The 18,599-nt window shown below is 64.6% G+C and carries 20 protein-coding genes and 1 tRNA gene; 10 read left to right on the forward strand and 11 right to left on the reverse strand.

Annotated features, from left to right (window positions below; genetic code table 11):
- Positions 1 to 252: 252 nt before the first annotated feature.
- The gene (locus tag RPS27_RS29460) at positions 253 to 747 is read left to right on the forward strand and encodes a hypothetical protein (protein ID WP_313754812.1); all 495 of its coding nucleotides are present in this window, start codon (positions 253 to 255) and stop codon (positions 745 to 747) included.
- Positions 748 to 937: 190 nt separating this feature from the next.
- Here the strand turns inward: RPS27_RS29460 and RPS27_RS29465 are convergent, their stop codons facing one another.
- Together RPS27_RS29465 and RPS27_RS29470 are read right to left on the reverse strand one after the other, a co-directional pair.
- The gene (locus tag RPS27_RS29465; RefSeq protein ID WP_313754813.1) at positions 938 to 1,312 is read right to left on the reverse strand and encodes a hypothetical protein; all 375 of its coding nucleotides are present in this window, start codon (positions 1,310 to 1,312) and stop codon (positions 938 to 940) included.
- Positions 1,313 to 1,416: 104 nt separating this feature from the next.
- Positions 1,417 to 1,731 carry a hypothetical protein gene (locus tag RPS27_RS29470; RefSeq protein WP_313754814.1) on the reverse strand — a complete coding sequence of 105 codons (315 nt, stop codon included), beginning with the start codon at positions 1,729 to 1,731 and terminating at the stop codon, positions 1,417 to 1,419.
- Between the two features lie 95 nt (positions 1,732 to 1,826).
- Here RPS27_RS29470 and RPS27_RS29475 point away from each other — a divergent pair, with 95 nt between their 5' ends.
- A complete protein-coding gene (locus RPS27_RS29475; RefSeq protein WP_194403006.1) occupies positions 1,827 to 1,991 on the forward strand; it encodes a hypothetical protein in 165 nt (54 codons plus the stop codon).
- Between the two features lie 27 nt (positions 1,992 to 2,018).
- Here the strand turns inward: RPS27_RS29475 and RPS27_RS29480 are convergent, their stop codons facing one another.
- The 3 genes from RPS27_RS29480 to RPS27_RS29490 form a co-directional block, all read right to left on the reverse strand.
- The gene (locus RPS27_RS29480; RefSeq protein WP_313754815.1) at positions 2,019 to 3,713 is read right to left on the reverse strand and encodes a PAS-domain containing protein; all 1,695 of its coding nucleotides are present in this window, start codon (positions 3,711 to 3,713) and stop codon (positions 2,019 to 2,021) included.
- 131 nt (positions 3,714 to 3,844) lie between these two features.
- Positions 3,845 to 4,375, reverse strand: a complete 531-nt coding sequence (locus RPS27_RS29485; RefSeq protein ID WP_259213339.1) for a gamma carbonic anhydrase family protein — start codon at positions 4,373 to 4,375, stop codon at positions 3,845 to 3,847.
- A gap of 88 nt (positions 4,376 to 4,463) precedes the next feature.
- Entirely contained in the window at positions 4,464 to 4,793 is a 330-nt protein-coding gene (locus tag RPS27_RS29490) for a DUF6949 family protein (protein WP_063195224.1), read from the reverse strand.
- A 222-nt stretch (positions 4,794 to 5,015) separates the two neighbouring features.
- On the opposite strand from RPS27_RS29490, the gene RPS27_RS29495 reads away from it, so the two are divergent.
- A complete protein-coding gene (locus tag RPS27_RS29495; protein ID WP_313754816.1) occupies positions 5,016 to 5,723 on the forward strand; it encodes a hypothetical protein in 708 nt (235 codons plus the stop codon).
- A 213-nt stretch (positions 5,724 to 5,936) separates the two neighbouring features.
- Here RPS27_RS29495 and RPS27_RS29500 read toward each other — a convergent pair whose 3' ends face one another.
- Both RPS27_RS29500 and cysE read right to left on the reverse strand, forming a co-directional pair.
- Positions 5,937 to 6,155: a DUF3126 family protein gene (locus tag RPS27_RS29500; RefSeq protein ID WP_007602550.1), complete on the reverse strand. Its 219-nt coding sequence runs from the start codon at positions 6,153 to 6,155 to the stop codon at positions 5,937 to 5,939.
- Positions 6,156 to 6,281: 126 nt separating this feature from the next.
- Positions 6,282 to 7,106, reverse strand: a complete 825-nt coding sequence (gene cysE / locus RPS27_RS29505) for a serine O-acetyltransferase (protein WP_194403010.1) — start codon at positions 7,104 to 7,106, stop codon at positions 6,282 to 6,284.
- A 290-nt stretch (positions 7,107 to 7,396) separates the two neighbouring features.
- On the opposite strand from cysE, the gene RPS27_RS29510 reads away from it, so the two are divergent.
- Both RPS27_RS29510 and RPS27_RS29515 read left to right on the forward strand, forming a co-directional pair.
- Positions 7,397 to 8,755: a hypothetical protein gene (locus tag RPS27_RS29510; RefSeq protein ID WP_313754817.1), complete on the forward strand. Its 1,359-nt coding sequence runs from the start codon at positions 7,397 to 7,399 to the stop codon at positions 8,753 to 8,755.
- Positions 8,756 to 9,007: 252 nt separating this feature from the next.
- Positions 9,008 to 10,603, forward strand: coding sequence for an MASE4 domain-containing protein (locus RPS27_RS29515; protein WP_313754818.1), 1,596 nt, complete (start codon positions 9,008 to 9,010; stop codon positions 10,601 to 10,603).
- Positions 10,604 to 10,703: 100 nt separating this feature from the next.
- Here the strand turns inward: RPS27_RS29515 and RPS27_RS29520 are convergent, their stop codons facing one another.
- On the reverse strand, positions 10,704 to 11,117 hold the full coding sequence (locus RPS27_RS29520; protein ID WP_212068197.1) for a hypothetical protein: 414 nt from the start codon (positions 11,115 to 11,117) through the stop codon (positions 10,704 to 10,706).
- A gap of 105 nt (positions 11,118 to 11,222) precedes the next feature.
- On the opposite strand from RPS27_RS29520, the gene RPS27_RS29525 reads away from it, so the two are divergent.
- The gene (locus RPS27_RS29525; protein ID WP_212068198.1) at positions 11,223 to 12,158 is read left to right on the forward strand and encodes a LysR family transcriptional regulator; all 936 of its coding nucleotides are present in this window, start codon (positions 11,223 to 11,225) and stop codon (positions 12,156 to 12,158) included.
- Between the two features lie 93 nt (positions 12,159 to 12,251).
- Here RPS27_RS29525 and RPS27_RS29530 read toward each other — a convergent pair whose 3' ends face one another.
- Complete coding sequence (locus RPS27_RS29530; protein WP_194403015.1) at positions 12,252 to 13,007, reverse strand: alpha/beta fold hydrolase; 756 nt, start codon at positions 13,005 to 13,007, stop codon at positions 12,252 to 12,254.
- Positions 13,008 to 13,114: 107 nt separating this feature from the next.
- On the reverse strand, positions 13,115 to 14,251 hold the full coding sequence (locus RPS27_RS29535) for a hypothetical protein (RefSeq protein ID WP_313754819.1): 1,137 nt from the start codon (positions 14,249 to 14,251) through the stop codon (positions 13,115 to 13,117).
- 308 nt (positions 14,252 to 14,559) lie between these two features.
- Here RPS27_RS29535 and RPS27_RS29540 point away from each other — a divergent pair, with 308 nt between their 5' ends.
- Together RPS27_RS29540 and RPS27_RS29545 are read left to right on the forward strand one after the other, a co-directional pair.
- The gene (locus RPS27_RS29540; RefSeq protein WP_194403017.1) at positions 14,560 to 14,805 is read left to right on the forward strand and encodes a zinc-finger domain-containing protein; all 246 of its coding nucleotides are present in this window, start codon (positions 14,560 to 14,562) and stop codon (positions 14,803 to 14,805) included.
- Between the two features lie 19 nt (positions 14,806 to 14,824).
- Complete coding sequence (locus RPS27_RS29545) at positions 14,825 to 16,027, forward strand: FAD-dependent monooxygenase (protein ID WP_313754820.1); 1,203 nt, start codon at positions 14,825 to 14,827, stop codon at positions 16,025 to 16,027.
- Positions 16,028 to 16,054: 27 nt separating this feature from the next.
- On the opposite strand, the gene RPS27_RS29550 is transcribed toward RPS27_RS29545, so the two are convergent.
- The gene (locus RPS27_RS29550) at positions 16,055 to 16,480 is read right to left on the reverse strand and encodes a twin-arginine translocation pathway signal (protein ID WP_212068201.1); all 426 of its coding nucleotides are present in this window, start codon (positions 16,478 to 16,480) and stop codon (positions 16,055 to 16,057) included.
- 172 nt (positions 16,481 to 16,652) lie between these two features.
- On the opposite strand from RPS27_RS29550, the gene RPS27_RS29555 reads away from it, so the two are divergent.
- Both RPS27_RS29555 and RPS27_RS29560 read left to right on the forward strand, forming a co-directional pair.
- Positions 16,653 to 16,741, forward strand: a tRNA-Leu gene (locus RPS27_RS29555).
- A 265-nt stretch (positions 16,742 to 17,006) separates the two neighbouring features.
- Positions 17,007 to 18,473 (forward strand): hypothetical protein, encoded by a 1,467-nt coding sequence (locus RPS27_RS29560; RefSeq protein ID WP_313754821.1) that lies wholly within the window; start codon positions 17,007 to 17,009, stop codon positions 18,471 to 18,473.
- The last annotated feature ends 126 nt before the right edge of the window (positions 18,474 to 18,599 follow it).

The raw sequence follows: 18,599 nt of genomic DNA on the forward strand, positions 1-18,599 counted from the left end.
CGCGGCCGCGCGGCGCGGCTTGCCGGCGTAGCCGGCCAAAACCTCGCCAGGACGCCTGTCCGTATTTTTACGGAGCCTGCCATCGGTGGACGCGGCCGTCCGGCCGAACGGACTGGATCGGTTACCTTTTTCGCCTTTAGCCTCTTTTTGGTCCCATTCGTTGCCGAAACGTAACGCTTTCGGGACGCCCCGGCGGCCTCAGGGCTGCCGGTCTTCGCCACTCACCAAGTTTCAATTTGGGTTTTGTCAGCGATGATCGATCTCGCACAGGACACACCGTCCAACCCCCTTCTTCGTCTCGGCGCCCAGCCCATCGCGCTGACCGCCGCAGCGCTCCTGCTCCTGATCGCCGGGGTCACCTCGATCGCGATCTGGCGCGCCTATGCCGGCGCCGCACCCGAAACCGACCGGGTGGTGGCATCACGGCAGCTCCAGGCCCGGGCCGCACAGGCCTCCGAGCAGCTCGTCGAGAAGACCAAGGGGCTGGAGGCGACCCAGCAGGAATCGATCGATCAGCTCCAGGTGGTGCAGGATCAGCTCCAGACCATGAAGCGGCTGATGGCGGCGCAGCAGGCCGACACCAAGCGCCTGTCCGAGCAGGTCGCGACGCTGAACGAGTCCATCGACGGCCTGCGGCAGTCGTTCGCCAGCGCACGCGCAACCGACGTCGAAGCACCGACGGTTACCCGCAGGAAACCGGTGCGGCACCGCGTCCATGCCAGCGCGCGCAAGCGCTCGCGCGGCTAAGCAATTCACGACGACGGGACTAATTTTTTCGACTTGTGAACTGGATCACATTCGCCCGTGTGATTCCGCGCGATGCTCGCGGTTACCGGATGGCGTGAGCCGATTTCAATGTCCGGGGCTGGCAAGGTCGTTGACGGTATACTGCGTCAACGGCCTTGTTTTTTTGTCGGTTGGCCTCTCGTCGAGGAGGCTATTCGCAGACATCCACGCGGCGGTAGCGCCATCCAGCCGGCGTCATGACACGCTTCCGGACGACGTAGCAGCCACCATAACCACCGTTGTAGTCGTCATAGCCGGTATCATAATAGTAGGAGCCGCCGTAGGGATAGCCGTAGCCGTAATAGCCGCCGTAGTAACCGGCGCCGGCAATGCCCGCCCCGATCGCGACTCCCGGCCAGAAGCCGCCGCCACGCCAATGGCCGCCATGACCCCAGCCACCATGGCCCCAGCCACCACCGCCATGACCCCAGCCGCCATGTCCGAATCCCCGCGCCTCAGCCGCATGCGGCATCGACAGCCCGACCGCCGCGACGGTCAGCGCCGCCATCATCATCCTGCGTAACATCACTCGATCCTCCGCGTGGACACGCTCCACGCTTCAAAGCGGGACCAAGCTAACGTCACTTGGGCATTCCGGACAGCCACACTGCCTCACTTCCGCGCGAGCATTCAGCAGCCGCGGCAGATGCTCTTGAGCTTCTTGTCGAGCATGCGATTCTCGGCATTGACGGCGGCATCAGCCGAGCCGCCTGTGCCGCTGCCGGTGGTGACTCCGGCGCCCGCGCCGGACGATTGAGCCGTGCCCAGGCTGTTGGTGCCTGGCGGTGGCGCGGGCGCGTTGGCAACACCTCCGGTCGCCCCCGCAGAGCCACCCGTCGATCCGGCAGACCCGCCGGCCGCCTGCGCGAAGGCGACCGACGGCATCGCCGCGAGCGCGAAGATCAGGATCGTGATTTTGCGTGAAACGAAGGGCGATGCGGCCATCGAAGCTCTCCTTTAGCGGTCAACCGCCGCGGCAGAGTCCAGTTCCGGAACAAATGCCGTCACATCAGCTTGAAAGCCGGGAGGCAAGACCGACGATGACCGATCGCGATCCCTTTGCAGAGGGCGAACGCGCCGCGCGCGAGAACATTCCGGCCGAGGCCAATCCCTACCTCGACGGCAGCGACGAGCATGCGCTGTGGGCCGCCGGCCACGAGAAGGCCGCAGGCGCAATCGAAGCAGGCGAATCCGAAGGGCGCTGACGCGCCGCTCGCATTTGCTGCGGGCAACTATGCCGCGGCCGCCGCCTTCTCGGTGCGGTCCTCGACCATGGTCACGAACATGTGGGACTCTTCGCTGGCGCCGCCGACCTGGATCCGGCGAGCGCAGATGACGCGGCGCCCGCGCGCGGGATTGTCGATAGTGTCGACGATCGGCTCGAGCTGCTGCTTCTGCGCGAGGAGTTGCTGGTCGCGCCGCTCAATCAGTTCAGCCGCCTCTGCGGAGAACAATTCCCGCGCGGTCTTGCCGATGATCTCGCCGCGCGTCATGCCGATCATCTTCTCGGCGGCCTTATTGACGAAGACGTAGCGCAAATTGCGCGCATCCTTGGCGATGATGCCCTCGGCGACGTTCTCGATGATGGTGGCGAGGAAGCGCTCCATCCGTTCCAGAATGCGCTCGTGCTGGCGCTGTGCGGTGACGTCCTCCTGCACCGAAACCCAGCCGCCGCCATCCATCGGACGCTCGTAGATCTTGATGGTGCGGCCGTCGTTGAGGGAAATCTCGTAGACCGCCGGCTCGCGCCTGGCGATCCGGCCGAGAACCGCCGCGACATATTTCGCGACGTCGCCGTTGAACAGCCCGCTCTTGACCCGGTGCTGGAGGATTTCCTCGAGGGTGGATCCGGCCTGGATCGTCTCGGGCAGATTGTAGATCTGCCGGTAGTTCGAGTTCATCGCCACCACGTTGGCCTTGCCGTCGAGCATGATCAGGCCCTGCGGCATGCTGTTGATCGCCGCCGAGAGCTGCCACTTCTTGGCCTGGTACTTGTCGTTGAAATTATCGCGCTCGGTCCTCGCGGCGTCGCGCGCCTGGGCGGTACCGAGCTCGAGCTCCTCGAGCTGGAAGATGCGTGCAACGGCATCGCGGAAGTTCTGCACGGCGCGCGCCAGACGTCCGATCTCGTCGTGACGGCCGAGATGCGGCACCTCGCTCTTGACGTCACCGGCCGCGATCCGGTCGGTCGCCTGCGTGATATCGGCCAGCGCGCCGACCACGGAGCCCCGCATGACGACGACGTTCAGGCCTGCGAACATCAGTGCCGCGAGCCCGAGCGCGAACAGATAGGCCGCCGCGTAACGGTTTTCGTTGGCGAGTGCGTCCGCCTCACGTGCGCGCTGCTGATAGATGCGCTCGAGCGCCTCGACATCGCTGTTGAGCTGACTGCGCACCTTCCGGTTGGCGTTGTTGTCGCCCCATTCGCGCGCCGCCGCGGAGCTGATCTCCACGCCACGCCGCACCAGCTCCTGGCGGAACTCGATGAACTGCGTGATGCGCTGGCGGAAGCTCGCGAACAGCTCGGCATCATCATCGCCGACGGTGCGCTCCATGCTCTTCACGGCCTCGGCGAGCTCACGGTTGCGCCGGGTCAGCCCGTCCGCGTAGGGCATCATCGCACGACGATCGGTGGACATGTAGATGCCGCGTGATTCCATCACGATGGCGTAGATCAGCGCATTGATGCGCCCGACGCTGATCGCCGCCTCGGCGGACGAGGCGTGCATGTGACGATAGGTCGTCTGCAACCGCACAGACTGGACCGACATCACCAGGAGGAAAGTGGTGACGATCGCGAGGAAGGCGGCAATGCTGTAGACCTTCTCCGCAACGGTCAGCGTGTCGGTGCCGCGCGCGAACCTCACGAATTTCTTCAATAGATTGGTTCCGGCACCAAAGCCGGATTCCAGCGCCGTCGCATTCATGGCGCCGCTCCTCCTGGTTGAAAACGCTCGATGATAAGCGTGATCGCGCTAGCGGAGGATTAAAGTACCTAGCTGTATTTTTACGGTACGGAACCGATGCCCCGCCGGTCCCGGCCGGCAGCGCGGGCTGCTCAACCGATCCGCTTCAGGCCCTTCTCGAAGCGCGGACCGTTGGCGACGTAGAACCTCGCCGCGCTTCCCATTTTCTGCACCTGGGCGTCGTCGAGCGTGCGGATCACGCGCGCCGGCGAGCCGATGATCAGGGAACGTTCAGGAAATTCCTTGCCCTCGGTGATGACGGAACCGGCACCGACGATGCTGTTGCGGCCGATCCTGGCGCCGTTCATCACGATCGAGCCCATGCCGATCAGGGCGCCCTCCTCGACGGTGCAGCCGTGCAGGATGACGTTGTGGCCGACCGTGCAGTTCCGGCCGATGTGAAGCGGAAAGCCGAGATCGGTGTGGCAGGTCGAGCCGTCCTGCACATTGGCGCCCTCCCCGATCTCGATCCACTCATTGTCGCCGCGCAGCACGGCGCCGAACCAGACGCTCGCGCCCGGTTTCAGGCGCACCCGGCCGATCACGGTCGCGGTCTCCGCGATGAAATAATTGCCGTCGGCGGGAAGGTCGGGCGCCTGCCCGTCGAGCTCGTAGATCGCCATGGAGGTCTCCTGTCACGTCGACTTCAGCCATAGCGAAACGGCGGCGAAGAGGCAAAGGAACCGGGCAGCTCGCCGATCCGGCCGGGCCTCAGCCCAGAACGCCGGCGGCGCGCAGCGTCATCAGGAAGAAGGTGCCGCTCATCATGCTCCAGAAGCCGGCGATGAGGGTTGCCATCATCACGAACTCGGCACGGCGGCTTTCCACCCGCATGCCGCGCAGCGTGTTGCGCATGATGATGAAGGGCGCGGCGAACACCAGGAACGGCACGGCCGCGAAGGTCTTGGGCGCCACGCCGTCCTGCAACAGGCCGAAGCCGGCGGGCCGCTGCGCGAGCGCCTGGTATCCGTTCACGAGCGCGCCCGCGAGCGCGAAACCAATGCAGATCGAGAACAAGGTATTGAAAGCTTCAGGTGTCATCGGAACGGTCCGCCCTTACGCAACGCCACCGCCTTCCTGTGACAAATAGGGCTGGTTAACGCTACATTATCCTTAAGGGAAGGTTAACGTCGCCGCCCCTTCCGCGCAGGGCCGTCCCCGCCGCCGGCAGGTGCGGAACGCTGCGCGAAATCGCCGCCGCATGGCATATTCGCCGCTGATTCGTCGGCCACCGGCCGACATCCGGCTCTCTTGCGCTAGCTCATGACGGTGTTTTCCGAAGCTCCCCTCAGGTCCCCCCGCACGCATGCCAGGACGCATGTCGTCCCGATCGTGCTCGGCGGCATTGCCGCGGCATGCGCTGTCGCGCTCGTCGCCTATCTACTGTGGCCGACCTGGGGCGCGGGCGGCGCGAACGCCCCGGACAAATTGCCGGTGAGCGTCGGCGGCACGCTGTTCAACCTGCCGACGACGGCGATCCGCATGAAGATCCAGCGGCACTCCGGACCGCAGGAGCGCATCGATCTCGACTTCCTCTATCCCTCGCTGGAGCCGCCCGGCGCGCCCAAGCACGTCACCGCCGACACGGTGGAAGCGGCGGTGCATTCGATCGATCGCATCTTCCTGTCGATCGCAGCCCATCACGATGCGCTCTCGCCCGAGCAGCGGACCGCAACGATCTATCCGCGCTATCTCGACCAGGCCGCGGCCCAGCCCGTGGACGGCCTGACCATGCGGATGTTCCGCGCCGATACGCCTTACGGCAGCGAGGATCTCTATTCCGCGGCAAACCCAGCACTGACCGCACGCTGCACCCGCGATGCGGCGACGCCGGGCATGTGCCTGTCCGAACGCCGCGTCGGCGGCGCCGACCTCACCTTCCGCTTTCCGCGCAGCTGGCTCTCGCAGTGGCATGACGTGGCGGAGGCGATGGAGAGGCTGACCGCGCAGCTGCGCGGGCCGAAGGGGTAAGCGGTCCGCCCAAAACAAAAAACACGAAAACAACCCCATGCACAGTAGCAAGCGCTTGGCGCTCTTCGTATTTTTCGAAGGCGATTTTGGGGTAATGACGGCGCGGAAGGAGCGCGCCTCAATCTCGATGCGTGCCCCGGACGCAGCGCAGCGTCGCTTCGACGGTGCGCTGTTGAGCCGGGGCCCATGGGCACGCAATGACGGCGTTGAAAACTATTCCTGATCGACCAGATCGTCCTCGAGGATCGCCATCTGGAACTGGAAGGAGCGATCATCGTCCTCGTCGTCGACGAAGAGGACGCCGATGAATTCCTCGCCGATATAGACTTCGGCGGAATCGTCCTTCTTGGGCCGCGGCACGACGCGGATCTTGGGATTGCCGAATACGCGTTTCAGATACGCATCTAACTTTCTGACTTCTTTGACGTCCACGGCAAGTCTCCGATCGAAAATGGCTGGCCGCGTTTTAGGACGAGACGCGACGAACCGCCAGCATGATTTGCCAAAGAATTTGGGGAGGAAAAGGGCCGGAAAACCGGCCCTTACATCAAGGGCCTCTCAAAGCCCCATGGCGTTGATCATCTGATCCATCGTGCGCGACGGCTCGGCGCAGCCAGCTTCACCGACGATCTTGGCCGGCACGCCCGCGACCGTGACGTTGTGCGGCACCGGCTTGACCACGACCGAGCCGGCGGCGATGCGCGCGCAATGGCCGATCTCGATGTTGCCGAGGATTTTTGCGCCGGCGCCGATCAGCACGCCGTGGCGGATCTTGGGATGTCGGTCCTCGTTCTCCTTGCCGGTGCCGCCGAGCGTGACGCCGTGCAGGATCGAGACGTCGTCCTCGATGATCGCCGTCTCGCCGCAGACGAAGCCGGTGGCGTGGTCGAGGAAGATGCCGCGGCCGATGCGCGCGGCGGGATTGATGTCGGTCTGGAACACCGCGGAGGCGCGGCTTTGCAGATAATACGAGAAGTCCTTGCGGCCCTTCAGATAGAGCCAGTGCGCCAGGCGATGGGTCTGGATCGCGTGAAAGCCCTTGAAGTAGAGCAAGGGATCGATGAAGCGGGAAGTCGCGGGATCGCGGTCATAGACGGCAACGAGATCAGCGCGGAAGGCGTTGCCAAGATCGGGATCGTCGCGCAGGGCATCCATATAGGCCTGGCGCACCAGATCGCCCGACAGCGCGGAATGATCGAGCCGTTCGGCGACGCGGTGGACCACCGAATCTTCCAGGCGGCTGTGATGCAGCACCGACGAATAAATGAAGGTCGCAAGCTCCGGCTCGCGACGGACAATGTCCTCCGCTTCGCCCCGGATCCGGTCCCAGATCGGATCGAGCGATGCGAGCTTTCCTCCCGGATTGACCTGATGCACTGCCATGGATTTGCTCTCTGGGATGCGCTTTCGAATGGGCCCGTTTGACCGGCTCTATAGCATAGTCTAGGCGGCAAAGTCCTGACCGGCTTGCCTGAGAGTGAACAGCACCTCGCCCCGCGAAAGCAAACCAAGACGTTGAAACACAACGGCTTCTTCTGACGCCCCCAAGCGGCGAGGTCGGCTCAAGGTGGTCAGAGTTTTGCCAAATTCAAGCCGGGCGGCGTCAAACTATTGGTGAATTCTCTGCCAACCGCTATTGCGGGCATGGTCGGCAAGCGAGGACGGGGCCGGATTTGAGCATCACCACTGATCAATTGCGCGCGCGCGCCGCAGGTGCGCTTTGGCTGCGCCTGGCGGCGGTGGGCCTGCCCCTGCTGATGATCGCGCCGGCGTTCTGGAACGGCTATCCGCTGTTGCAATGGGATACCGGCGGCTATCTGGCGCGCTGGTACGAGGGCTATCTCGTCCCCAGCCGCTCCACGGTGTTCGGGCTCTATCTGCACTATGGCGAGAGCTTTGGCTTCTGGATCAACCTCGCGGTCCAGTCGCTGGCGACGCTGTGGCTGCTGCAGCTCACACTGCGCGTGCTCTCGATGATGCAGACCTTCCGCTTCGTCGCGATCAGCCTCGGGCTGATCGTGTCGACCGCACTGCCCTGGCTTGCGAGCATGCTGCTCACCGACATCTTTGCCGGGCTCTCGGTGCTCTCGCTGTTCCTGCTGATTGTGGGCGCAAGCCGCACCTCGGCGCTGGAAAAGATCGCGCTGTTCATCTTCACCGCCTTTGCCGCTGCGACCCACAGCGCCACGCTCGGCGTGCTGCTCGGGCTTTGCGTCGCGGGCTGGATGGCACGGCCGTTTCTGAAGGAGCGCCTTCCGCTCGCTGGCCTGACGCAGGCGAGCCTCACCATCGTCGCGGGCGCGGTGATGCTGGTCTCGGCGAATTATGCATTGTCCGGCAAGGTCGCTTGGACGCCCGGCGGCTACGGCGTCGCCTTCGGCCGCATGATGCAGGACGGTATCGTCGCGCGTTACCTGAACGACCACTGCCCGCGCGAGCGCTACAAGCTGTGCCCGTATCGCAATGAGCTGCCGGCGACCGCCGACGAGTTCCTGTGGGGCAACAGCATGTTCAACGCGCTCGGCCGTTTCGATGGGCTGAACGACGAGATGGGCTACATCGTCGTGCAGTCGCTGAGGGAATATCCGGCCTGGCAGGCCGGCGCGGCGCTGCGGGCGATGGGCCAGCAATTGCTGCATGTCGCGACCGGCGAAGGCACCAATGGCTGGATCCCGCACACCCGTGGCATCATCGAGCGCTATATCCCCGCGCAGGCCGCGCCGATGCGCGCGGCGCGGCAGCAGAACTGGCAGCTCGACTTCACCGCGATCAACTGGCTGCACGTGCCGGTGGCGCTGGCCTCGATGCTGGCGCTGCTCGCACTGCTCGGCCATGCGCTCGCGAACCGCAAGCTCGACGACCTGACGCTGCTGGCAGCCACCGTGACACTAGCCCTGCTCGGCAACGCCTTCATCTGCGCCGTCATCTCCGGCCCCCACGACCGCTACGGCGCAAGGATGGTGTGGGTGGCGACCTTCGTGGTGTTGGTGGCGGTGGGGCGGCGGTTTGGGGAGGACGTTAAAGGGCGGTGAGATTGGGGTGAGGTTCGTCGCGCCCGGCTTCGTCCGGGCAGCGATCGCTGTCATCTACAGGGCCCTAGAACTGACTTGGTGTTCAAAAGCCAGTCGCGTCGGCAAGGAACCGGTGTCCCATAACGACCACTGGCGGACTCCAGGCACTCTCGATCGACGCGCTTGCACCTCTGCTCGCGTCCCCGAAGCAGACATTGTCAGCGCGGAAGCCTTGGATATGCTGCAACATTGGCTGCAGATGGGACCACGACCTTGAACCCGGACAATCGCCATTTTGCGCTGGAGACCGACCCTCCACTCGTGGTCGCTTCGATGCCTTACACCCAACGGCACCGAGCGATGGCGCTCGGTCTTGTGGTCAGTATCCTGGTCGTTTCATCGTTTCTGGCTCCGTTCGCCAATCAACAAATTGGCAGAGTAGACAGCTTTTTGCCGGTCGTTCAGACGGTCATGGCTACAGCTGACCTGCTGACGGCGACCCTCTTATTCGCTCAGTATTCAGTGCAGCCGCACCGAGCCCTTCTGATCGTCGCGAGCGGATACATCTGCGCAGGCTCGTTTGCCTTTCTGCAGACTCTGAGTTTTCCAGGCAGTTATGCACCAGACGGGCTCATAGGTGACGTCTACAACACGCCGGCTTGGTTCTTCGTACTTTGGTACACCACCTTTCCGTTGAGCATCCTTTTCTATGCGCTGCTGAAAGACAAAGGAAGGATGTCGCAGGGGTCGACGACGGCAAACATCGCAATCACGCTGTCGATCGTGTTCGTGTTGATAGCCCTGCCGTCGTGGCTGGTGATAGACGGCACTGAGTATCTGCCGCAGTTCTTTACGACAGGTCTCATGCGACAGACGCGCCTCAGCAATCAATTCAACATAGGCCTCACGATATTGGCAGGCTTCGTACTCCTGATACTCTTTGTCCGAAGGCGCACGGTGCTCGACTTGTGGCTGATGGTCACTGTATTCGCGGCCCTTCCCAATTTCCTGGTGGCGGCATACGCCGGCTCGTCTCGATTTTCCGTAGGTTGGTACACCGCTCGCGGGTTTGCGCTCATCGCAAGTGTTACTCTGCTGTCCGTATTGATCGCAGAAATGACCATGCTTTATTCGAGATTGGCCAGCGCTCTGATGATGCAGCGGCGAGAGCGCACCAATCGCTTCGTGAGCATAGATGCAGCCACAGCAGCGATAGCCCATGAAGTCAGGTCACCCTTGGGGTCAATCACATTAAACGCCGACACTGCTCAGCAGGTCCTTGGTGCAAAACCTCTCCGGCTCGAAGAGCTCAGTGCCATTCTTAAGGATATTGTGGAAGCCAGCCTGAGAGTTGACAACACGATCACAAGCATTCGTGGACTGTTCAAGCACGCAACCGACAAACCGGTCACGATCAACGTCGAGAACGTAGCGCGGCAGGTGTTACGCCTGTTGCAGCATGAGCTGCAATTCAATGGAGTGCTTGTCGTAACCGACTTCGAGGATGGAGCGCCTCTCGTAAGAGCCGACCCGGTACAGTTGCAGCAGGTGATTCTGAACTTGATCAAGAATGCCATCGAGGCCATGGCTTCCATGCCACGCGATAGCCGCAGACTGAATATTGGCGCTCGGGTCGCGCAAGATTCATTTGTTCTCTTGTCGATCCAGGATTCTGGTACCGGCGTGCCGCTTCTTGATCGGGACCGCGTATTTGAAGCGTTCTATACGACCAAATCGGCGGGCATGGGCTTGGGACTAGCGATATCCCGCACGATTATCGAGAGATATGGAGGCCGCCTGGTCCTGGGCGATACGGGACCTGAGGGATCAACATTCGAGATCGCCCTGCCTATTGCAAAGGGCGGCTAGGCCGCGACTACGCCACATCAAACCGCGCCACATGGCTTTTGGCCCGCCGCGGCCGTGGTGAGGTCGTGCCGCGACGATGCTCGGCATTGTCATTGCAGTCTCACATCGCCTTGGCGAGCGCGATCAGCCGGAAATCTTCGAACGCCGCATGACGGTGCGGAGCGACTTCGCGCCGGTAGGTCTCGGTTTCGACGATCGCGCGGAAGGTGGCGAAATCGCCGTATTCATTGATCGCGGCTTCGTCCCAGCGTTCGCTTGGCGAGCCGACGAGGCTCGCCAGGACCGGGACTGAAAACATCCGCACGAGCGGCTTGCCGACTGCAAGACGGCGGAATGCCGGCCTGTAGCGTTCATTAAAGGCTTCGCGGCCCGAGCAAGGCGCGGCGTCGAATCCGTCCTCGTAATGCGCCTGCGTGCGATAGCGCAGCAGATTGAGCATGTAGAACGGCTGGCCGGGTGGGATAGCCCGCTCGGCGGCGTCGAGGGCTTGCAGGGTGATTTCGATGAGGTTCATGGGACTTCCCGCGTTTCCAGCCGCAGAATGCGCGCTGACGCCCCCGAATTAGCTGTCCGGAAACGGCCCTTGTAGTGACGGCACAGCCATGACTATGTGGACTACATGTCCACAACAACTTTGCCTCCCGATCTCTCGCGTCTCCTCGCCTTCGTCCGCGTCGTCGAGGCGGGCTCCTTCGCCGAAGCCGCGCGGCGGGCGGGGACGACCACTTCGGCAATGTCCAAGGCGGTCGCCCGCTTCGAAAAGGCCCACGGGTTGCGGCTCTTGCATCGCTCCACCCATTCGTTGGCGCTGACCGAAGAGGGCGACAGGCTGATGACGGCAGGACGCGCGTTGGTCGAAAGTCTCGCCCGTGTCCAATCCGCGCTCGGCGAAGTCGCGCGCGGCGATTGCGGACGGGTGCGCGTGACCGCCCCCGCCTCGTTCGCGCGCGCCTGTATTCTGCCGCGACTGCCCGCGTTCCTGCGGGAACGCCCGGAAATCGAGATCGAGGTCAAATTCCGCAACGAGATTCTCGATCTCGCGGGGGAAGGCGTCGACGTCGCGATCCGCTCGGGGCCGCTCGACCGCACGCCCGGCCATCAGGCGCGGCGGCTTTGCACATTCTCCTGGATCGCTTGCGCCTCGCCTGCCTATCTGAAGGCGCGCGGCGCGCCAGCGACGCCTGACGAGCTTTCCGCGCATGACCACGTCGGCTTCCGCAATCCCGCGAGCGGTCAGATCCTGACCTGGCGCTTCGCCGACCCGCGCGGCAAAGCACCCATTCGCATCGCGCCCAGGCCCAAGCACATTTGCGACGACGCGCACGCTTCGCTCGCTTTGGTCGCGAATGGGTTCGGGGTCGGCTGGGGGCCGGCGTGGCTCGTCAACGAAGACCTTCGCTCCGGCCGACTGGTCGAAGTGCTGGCGCCCTGGCGCGCGCCTGGGGAACCGCTATGGATGCTGCGCGCTTCCGGCCGCCGCCCGCCCCTGCGCACACAGCGCGTCATGTCGTTCCTCACCACGCTTCCCGCCGCGTTCAGCGACAAGGCGGGGTGAAGCATCGGCCGTCACCGAAAATCCGGGCGCCAGGCAACCGAGCTCCAGGTCTCACGGACTTGTCGGCGAAGACCTTCCTGGCCCTTTGCCGGCTCAGCCGCGGCGCGAGAGAAAATCCAGCACGCCCGTCTTGTAGACCTTGTCGCCGACCGCGCGCATGTGGTCGCGATTGGGAATGTCCAGCACTTCAGAGCCGGGGATGATGGCACCGAGCGCGCTGGCACTTCCTGCGACGTCGTCGGTCGAGCCGACCGCGATCAGCACGGGCACGTCGATACGCGCGGCTTCTTGCCTCGTCATGAGATCTCGCGTGCCGCGCAGGCAGGCGGCGAGCGCGCGGCGGTCGGAGCGGGTCTGGTCGGCAAAGGCGCGAAAGGTGCGGCCGACGGGATCGGTGACGTCGTCGAGCCCTGGTGCTTCCAGTGCCTTGGCGACGTTCTCGCCGGGACCAGTGCCCTCGATCAAGCCGCCGATGCCGATGCCGCCGAGGATCGCCGAGCGCAGGCGCTGCGGTTCGTTGAGACCGAGCCAGGCCGCCATCCGCCCGCCCATCGAATAGCCCATGATGTCGGCCTGCGGGATGGCGAGATGATCCATCAGCGCCAGCACGTCGCCGGCCATCACGGGTATGGAATATTGCGCGGGCTCGTAGAGCTTGGCGCTGTCGCCATGGCCGCGATTGTCGAGCGCGATGACGCGGCGGCCGTTCTTGCGCAGCTCGGAGACCCAGGTCGGATAGACCCAGTTGACGTTCTTGCTCGAGGCAAAGCCGTGCACCAGGATGATCGGATCGCCCTCGCCTTCGTCGAGATAGGCAATTTCAACGGCGCCGTTGTGAAAGCTCGGCATCATCAGTTCCGCAGGTCGTTGTGGGGAGTGATCGGTCTTAGAGCACGATCCGGAAAACTGTGCAGCGGTTTTCCGGCAACATCATGCTCAAACAATAATCGAAAGCTTCAGGCCGTCGCAGCCGCACCGGCCAGAGCGGCCTCCGGGGCGATCCGGGCCCGGCGGAGCCGCCGGGCACGTCTGCGATCGCACCAAGCCTGGGTCAGGCGCTCGGTGGTCGCCTTGATCGAGGACAACAGGCCGAACAGCGTCAGCGCCGCGCCGAGCAGCCACATCGTCAGATCGAACGCGCCGCCGATCAGCAGCAGCGCGCCGCGGCCGAGCAGCTTCATGATCGCGCGCGTCTTTCCGCCCTGCGCCTCCGCAAGCCGCGCCGCGCGCGCGACGTCCTTCGGGCCTTCGGCGATGCGCAGAGTATCCATGGCGCCGCGCGTCCCGGTCTTCCCGGCGACGCGCGTGACGTCCTTGCCGAGCCGGACCAGCGCGCCGGCCTTCTCGGCCCGGAACGCAGCCTTGATTGCGCTGACGGTCTCGCCGGGGCGGAACACGGAACCCTTGGCCACGGCATTCTGCAGCATCGGCGTGTCGACGACCTCACGCGCGGAACGGCCGGCCCAGACGGCGAGCCCCTCGCCGAGCCGTCCGACCTTCCGTGCATCCTTCACCAGTGTCAGTCCGGCGCGCACGGGCGCAGCGCCACCGACGGACACATAGGTTGCCGCAGTCACCGCAAGGCCGGCGGCCGCGAGGCCGAGCACCAGACGATCGGTATCCTCGTCCATGGCGAGGTGCTTGCCCTCACGGACGACATCCCGGATGTCGCCGATGACGAAGAGGTCGCCGGCCACTGTTCCGGACAGGCTCGCCACGTCGTCGGCATTGCCGGTGACGAGGCCGGTCGCGAAGCGCTTCGCAAAATGCGAGGTCGAATTCTCGGCTTTGACCGCATCGCTGACGCGGCTCAGGAGATCGTCCGGCAGCGCGATGTTGCGGTCGCGCGCGAGCGTGACGAAACTGTCGGCGAGATCGGCGTCCCCTGCTGCGAGCGCGGCCTCGATGTTGTCCTGAACCAGACGGTCGTTCTGCCGCAGCACTTGATCGAGCTTCAGCTCGGACAGCACGGCCGGGTCATCCTGGGCTGCGAGGATCGCGCCGGCCTCACGGGCGTGCGGCGCTACCTGTACGAGCATGAAGCCGCAGGCCGCGATACCCGTCAACGCTGTCGTGATTCGCAGCCACTTCATGTGGAAAGTCCGGACGGTCCCTGAAATCGTTTGCGCCTGATGATTCGTCTTTGATCGCAATTGCGCTCGTCCACAGACATAGTATGCCAAAATTGCGACACAACGTCCCCGACGAAAGAAGGGCTTCTCTCAGGCCCCAAGATTGTGTCGAATTTGCATGAGCAAATGAGCATGGGGCAATTGCGGACCTTTCGGTTCCGCTGGACTAGCAATCATCTGCACCCGCCAGTATGGTCCGCGGCGCCTTAAAGATGCCGCGTCAGTTTTTGATTGTGTCTGCCGCCATTGCTACTCCAGGATGAACTACGATGTCCGACCATGTCGTCCCGCACTTCCACAACGATGCCGGTGTCCCCGTCATCGAGATCGGCTCGAAAGAGTTCATGTGCGTGGGCGCCAATCCTCCGTTCGACCATCCGCACGTCTTCCTCGACCTCGGCAACGACAACGAGATCATCTGCCCCTATTGCTCGACGCTGTACCGCTTCGCGGCCGACCTGAAGGCGGGTGAAGCCCGCCCGCCGGAATGCGTCCTGAAGGACAAGGTGGCCTGACCGTCTTCATCGGTCAGGGGTGGCGCTCTCCCGAACGATTGTCATCGCCGGTGCCGGCATCGGTGGACTGACGGCCGCGCTTGCGCTCGCGGCCCGCGGCTTCCGCATCGTCGTGCTGGAAAAGGCCGAACGCCTCGAGGAAGTCGGCGCCGGCCTGCAGCTCTCTCCCAATGCCAGCCGCGTGCTGGTCGAGCTCGGGCTCACCGAACGTCTCAAGCTGCGCGCCGTCACCCCGGAAGCGGTCTCGATCATGAGCGCGCGGGCCGGCGGCGAGCTGCTACGCATGCCGCTCGGCGAAACAGCCTCGCTGCGGGCCGGCGCCCCCTATTGGGTGGTGCACCGCGCCGACCTGCAATCGGCGCTATCCGGCGCCGTCGCCGATCATCCCGATATCGACCTGAAGCTGGGCGCGACCTTCGAGGACGTCGCGCCTCACGCCAAGGGACTGACGGTGGTCCATCGCAGCGGCACGATCCGCCGCAGCGATCTCGCCAGCGCGCTGATCGGCGCCGACGGCATCTGGTCGACGGTCCGCCAGCATCTGTTTCCCGAGGTGCAGCCGCGCTTCTCCGGGCTTATCGCCTGGCGCGGCACGCTCGATGCCACGCAGCTGCCGAAGGACTACACCGCGCGCCGGGTGCAGCTCTGGATGGGCCCGAACGCCCATCTCGTCGCCTATCCGATCGCCGGCGGACAGCAGATCAACGTGGTCGCGGTGCTGCCGGGCACCTGGAACAGGCCGGGCTGGAGCACGCCTGGGGATCCCCTTGAGGTGATGGACGCCTTCGCCGGCCCACGCTGGCCGCCGGCGGCGCGCATGATGCTCGCCACGGTCGACAGCTGGCGGAAATGGGCGCTGTTCGGCGTGCCCGACGGCTGCCCCTGGAGCAAAGGGCCGGTGGCCCTGCTCGGCGATTCCGTGCATGCGATGCTGCCGTTCGCAGCGCAAGGAGCGGGCATGGCGATCGAGGATGCCGCGGTGCTCGCCCGCCATCTGAGCCTCGAGGCCGCCGAGAGCACCGCGGGCATCAGCGCTGCGCTGAAGCAATACGGCCGCGCGCGCGAGACGCGGGTGCGCCGGGTGCAGCGGACCGCGCGGCAGCAGGGCCGCATCTATCATTTCAGTGGACCGCTTGCGGCCGCGCGCGACCTCGCGATCCGCGCGCTCGGCCCGGACCGTATGCTGGCACGGCAGGACTGGATCTACAGCTGGCGGCCCTGATGCGAAGCGCCCGCCGGCGGCATCGCCTCAGCGGGCCGCTTTGCCGGATCTCGACGCGGGCTTGACCGGGGCCGCGGGCGACGACGATGCGGCAGCCGGCAGCTCCTCGGGCGTCTCCCGGCACCTGTTGCGGCGCCAGCCGTCCTCGGCCAATTGTGCCTGCCCGCGCACCGCGATGTAGTCGTTGCGATAAGCGAGCTCGGACACGACGGCGCCTCCGGCTCCGGTCTGGGCCTTGTCCATCAGCCTCTGCAACTCGTCAGTCCGCTTGGCGAGCGCCTTGCGCTCCCCCTCCAGCTGCTTGCAGTCGTACAGATCATATTTGGCGGGATCGGCAAAGGCCGGTGCGACCGTCTCGCTCATGCTGGCGCAGCCGGACAGCGCGGCGGCGGCCGCAAGCAGCGCGAGGAGCGCGCCGGAGCCGCGCAGGGAAGAGGAAAACGAAGCAGCCATGCCGGATGAATAGTCCCCGTGGATTGAGAATGCCTAAAGCAGCACCAGATGTCCGGATTGAGGCTTTGCCTTGTGCGCCCGGCTCGCTTAAGGAAGAACCGTCCCCGGTCACGCAAAGCGCCAATTCCAGACGGCCGGAGCTGGACTTAAGTGTTTGATCTCGTTGGATCAAGCGGGCATGGCGGAATTGGTAGACGCAAGGGACTTAAAATCCCTCGGTGCGCAAGCGCTGTGCCGGTTCGACCCCGGCTGCCCGCACCAGCGAGATGCTCGCACCGCCGCCTCCGCAAGCGGGACGGCAGCCATGACGCGCGCCGCGCACGCAATCGTTCGTTTACCAAGCATCCCTTCCGCGTGGGAAACCCGAGCGGCGCCCCTGGCCTTTACTCCACTTTAGATCGTCTTCCCCTAAAGCGGGCGATGTCTGCCCCGTCGATGCAGACCCAGGGACATGCAGGGCCTGGAGCGGCTGGCTGCGATGGTGAGAGCTCCGATGGACGCGCGCGAGGATTGGTCCCGGTCCAGGATGAGCCGATCGCGAGCGGCGTCCGCGGCTCCCCTCCACGGGGTCGAGGTCTACGTCTTCCTGATCGCCTTCCTGTCGGTATTTTACCTGTCGAACGGACCGCTGCTGCTCGGCCATTATGATCTCGGCTGGCACCTCGCCGCCGGAGACCTGATCAGGCAGCGGGGCGAGGTGCCCTTCCAGGATCCGTGGTCGTTCACCGCCGGCGACAAGCAATGGTACAATCTGTCCTGGCTCTGGGACGTGATGGCCAGCGCGCTGTATCAGCAGGCCGGCTTTGCCGGCATCGTCCTCATGGTCGTCGCCTGCGGCGCGGTCATTGCCGGCTACCTCGCCTTTTGCGGCTTGAGCAGCGGCGCGTCCGCGCCGGCGGTTTGCATCGCCGTGTTCGCCGCGTGCCTGCTCTACCCCTGCTACGAAGCCTCGCCCAACATGTATCTGGCGGCATCGCCGAACATCGCGACCATGTTGTTCGCCGTGGTCCTTTACGGCGAATGCAAGCGGCGGCGTTGGTTCCTGTTGCCGCCGATGATGATCGCCTGGGTCAATCTGCATGGCGGCTTCGTGCTCGCCTTTCCGATTCTCGGCGTCTTCTGTTGCGCCGCCTTGCTGCGGCGGGACTGGACAGGCCTTCGCAACTATTGCCTGGCGGGCGTCGGGTGCCTCATCGCGATCCTCGTCAATCCCCTGGGATGGCATGTCTATGACGGCGTGACGGCGACGCTCGGGCATTTCGTCCAGGCCGATATCAGCGAATGGCGATCCTATTTTCACAATGTGGAGCTGCCGGGGAGCCTTCCCGGCATCGCCTATGCGCTGACATTCGCTGCCCTGGAGCTGCGAGACCGCAACGCCACGCGCGTTCCCCTCGAGGCCCGCGTGCTGGCGTGGCTCTTTCTGTTTCTGGGCCTCTATCAGTTCAGATACACCGCGTTCTTCTTCATCTTCTCGAGCGTGCCGATGGCGCTTCACATCGACCGGCTGCTGCCGAAGCGCCGCAGCTTCGAGATCCGACGCGCGATGCTGGCGGCCGGCCTCGTCGGCGTCTTGTTGCTGCCATTCACGTTCATGCAGGTGAGACCGGCGCTGGCATTGCCCGACATGCTCTCGGACGCGGATGCCCGCTATCTCCAGGCGCACACCTCGCGCGGGCACCTGCTGAACCACTGGAACGTCGGCGGGCTCCTGATCTTCAGAACGCAGGGCTCAGTGCCCCTCTTCGTCGACGGCCGGGCGGCGACCGCCTATCCCGACGAGCTGCTGCGGGACTATCTCAGGCTGGTCCGGCGGGACATCGACGCGGCGACCTGGGACAAGGTGCTCAGCAAGTACAAGATCGACGCGGTGCTCTGGATCAGAGCACATGACCAGCTGCGGCACTTCCTGGTCGGCGAGCGAGGCTGGAAAGAGGAATATACCGGCGGGTATGTCAGCCTCTACACAAGGCCAGAGGCCGCTTCCAGGTAACGTCAGGGTGCCCGGCATGGGCGGCGGTTTCCGGCGAACCCCGCCCGGCCGCGCGGGGCCGGCGCCTCACCAATTCTTGTTCGCCCCTGCCCCGCCTGCCAGCCATCCCGAAACATGGGTTGTGCA

Source organism: Bradyrhizobium sp. WYCCWR 12699 (genome assembly GCF_032144035.1).
GTDB lineage: Bacteria > Pseudomonadota > Alphaproteobacteria > Rhizobiales > Xanthobacteraceae > Bradyrhizobium.

Coding starts and splice junctions, on each gene's coding strand:
- RPS27_RS29460 (WP_313754812.1), top strand. CDS start 253: ATGATCGATCTCGCACAGGACACACCGTCCAACCCCCTTCTTCGTCTC.
- RPS27_RS29465 (WP_313754813.1), bottom strand. CDS start 1,312: ATGTTACGCAGGATGATGATGGCGGCGCTGACCGTCGCGGCGGTCGGG.
- RPS27_RS29470 (WP_313754814.1), bottom strand. CDS start 1,731: ATGGCCGCATCGCCCTTCGTTTCACGCAAAATCACGATCCTGATCTTC.
- RPS27_RS29475 (WP_194403006.1), top strand. CDS start 1,827: ATGACCGATCGCGATCCCTTTGCAGAGGGCGAACGCGCCGCGCGCGAG.
- RPS27_RS29480 (WP_313754815.1), bottom strand. CDS start 3,713: ATGAATGCGACGGCGCTGGAATCCGGCTTTGGTGCCGGAACCAATCTA.
- RPS27_RS29485 (WP_259213339.1), bottom strand. CDS start 4,375: ATGGCGATCTACGAGCTCGACGGGCAGGCGCCCGACCTTCCCGCCGAC.
- RPS27_RS29490 (WP_063195224.1), bottom strand. CDS start 4,793: ATGACACCTGAAGCTTTCAATACCTTGTTCTCGATCTGCATTGGTTTC.
- RPS27_RS29495 (WP_313754816.1), top strand. CDS start 5,016: ATGACGGTGTTTTCCGAAGCTCCCCTCAGGTCCCCCCGCACGCATGCC.
- cysE (WP_194403010.1), bottom strand. CDS start 7,106: ATGGCAGTGCATCAGGTCAATCCGGGAGGAAAGCTCGCATCGCTCGAT.
- RPS27_RS29520 (WP_212068197.1), bottom strand. CDS start 11,117: ATGAACCTCATCGAAATCACCCTGCAAGCCCTCGACGCCGCCGAGCGG.
- RPS27_RS29525 (WP_212068198.1), top strand. CDS start 11,223: ATGTCCACAACAACTTTGCCTCCCGATCTCTCGCGTCTCCTCGCCTTC.
- RPS27_RS29530 (WP_194403015.1), bottom strand. CDS start 13,007: ATGCCGAGCTTTCACAACGGCGCCGTTGAAATTGCCTATCTCGACGAA.
- RPS27_RS29535 (WP_313754819.1), bottom strand. CDS start 14,251: ATGAAGTGGCTGCGAATCACGACAGCGTTGACGGGTATCGCGGCCTGC.
- RPS27_RS29540 (WP_194403017.1), top strand. CDS start 14,560: ATGTCCGACCATGTCGTCCCGCACTTCCACAACGATGCCGGTGTCCCC.
- RPS27_RS29550 (WP_212068201.1), bottom strand. CDS start 16,480: ATGGCTGCTTCGTTTTCCTCTTCCCTGCGCGGCTCCGGCGCGCTCCTC.
- RPS27_RS29560 (WP_313754821.1), top strand. CDS start 17,007: ATGAGCCGATCGCGAGCGGCGTCCGCGGCTCCCCTCCACGGGGTCGAG.